Annotated in this window: 2 protein-coding genes; one reads left to right on the forward strand and one right to left on the reverse strand. The window is 58.3% G+C overall.

Annotation, left to right across the window (positions count from 1 at the left end):
* Positions 1-103: 103 nt before the first annotated feature.
* Complete coding sequence (locus tag HLUSI_RS0113515; RefSeq protein ID WP_029363494.1) at positions 104-865, reverse strand: substrate-binding periplasmic protein; 762 nt, start codon at positions 863-865, stop codon at positions 104-106.
* Between the two features lie 407 nt (positions 866-1272).
* On the opposite strand from HLUSI_RS0113515, the gene HLUSI_RS0113520 reads away from it, so the two are divergent.
* Positions 1273-1575 (forward strand): YciI-like protein, encoded by a 303-nt coding sequence (locus HLUSI_RS0113520; RefSeq protein WP_016834483.1) that lies wholly within the window; start codon positions 1273-1275, stop codon positions 1573-1575.
* Positions 1576-1596: the final 21 nt, after the last annotated feature.

Genomic DNA, 1596 nt, shown 5'->3' on the forward strand with positions numbered 1-1596 from the left:
AGCTCTTTCTGCGAGGCTTCGCGTTCATGATCCCAAGCGACCCAGGTCACGCATAAGCCGGCAATCAGGATCGCCAACGGCAACAGGATCTGGCGTATCCAATTCACGGCTGCGCCTGGAAGTCGAGCATCGAGGCAGCCAGTGCCGGCGGGAAATATTTTTCGAAGATGCGGCGGACGGTGCCGTCAGCGCGCATCTCGTCAACCAGCGCACGCCACTTGTCGCGCTCGCCGGGAGGCAAGGCCTTGTTCGACATGATCAATCCGTGCGGGATCGAAGGATCGTTGAATTCGATGATCGCAGTGACGTCGCGGATGTGTTTCTCTTCCACCACCGGATAGTCGAACGGCTCCATGATCATGCCCTGGATACGATTGGCCATCAGCGCCTGGTACAGCGGATCGAGGCCGCCGGCCTGGGTCACGCGGTTGGCGGCCGTCAGCTTGTCGACCAGGCGATTGGCCGAGGCGCTGTAGCGGAAACTGCGGATCACGCCGAGCCGGAAGGTCTCGCTGCGTTCGAACTCCACCAGCTGGCGCATGCCGGCATCCTTGCGCACCAGCAAGTAATACTTGTTGCTGAAGTACCAGGCGAAAGAAGCGAAGCGACGGCGCTCGGGACTGGCGATACCCGACAGGCTGAAGTCGAGCGCGCCCGATTCGATCAGTTGCCAGATGCGTACGCGCGACATCAGGCTGACGCCGACCTTGCAGCCGCTGCGACGAATCAGTTCATCGGCGAAGTCCTTGTCGATGCCGGTGTCGGTATCGGCGGAGTACAACAGGCCGTGATCGTGCAGAGCAAGGGTATAGGGACGCGAGCAATCGGGACCGGCTGCCTGAACCGCGCCTGCTGAGCAGGCCATGAACAACGAGGTCGTGAGCAAGATGCGGCATGCACGGACGATGCTGCCGAAGCGTCGGCGGATCACCGTTCCCCCGGCGGTAAGAATAACTGAAATACGGCCCCCTTCATGTGCACCGTGTACTGATTACGTATTGACGTATTCTTTTTTTGTGCGGCTTGCGGGCGACTATTTTTATTGTCGCAAACCAACAGCACTACAATGCCGCCGCCGGTTATTTTCCTGATTCGTCCGGCATGACGGACGAATGATGTTACCCGACGCCTATTGAAACTGCAACTGAGGAACACAGCCGTGAAAGGGGCGCTGAAGCGGGCTTTGAAGCGCTCTTGAAGCGCAATGAAATTCAGCGGAATGTCAGCGTACAATTTACGCTATCCCATTGTCGTCACTAAAAAGAGGTCGCCATGCATTACGCCTTGTTTTATCGCTTCGTCAAAGACAGCAAGACCGCCAAACAGCCGTTTCGCAGCGAGCATCTCAAATTCGCCTGGGAAGCCAGCGAACGCGGCGAACTGATCCTCGGCGGCGCATTGGCCGATCCGGAAGATGAGGCCTTGTTGTTGTTCACCGGCGATTCGCCGGAAGTCGCCGAGAATTTCGCCAACAAGGATCCCTATGTGCTCAACGGCGTAGTGACCCAATGGCAGGTGCGGCCGTGGACCACGGTAGTCGGGAAAACTGCGGCGACGCCGGTACAAGCGGATTGAGGCAAAAAAAAGAGGACCGGG

The organism is Herbaspirillum lusitanum P6-12, assembly GCF_000256565.1.
Lineage (GTDB): Bacteria > Pseudomonadota > Gammaproteobacteria > Burkholderiales > Burkholderiaceae_D > Herbaspirillum > Herbaspirillum lusitanum.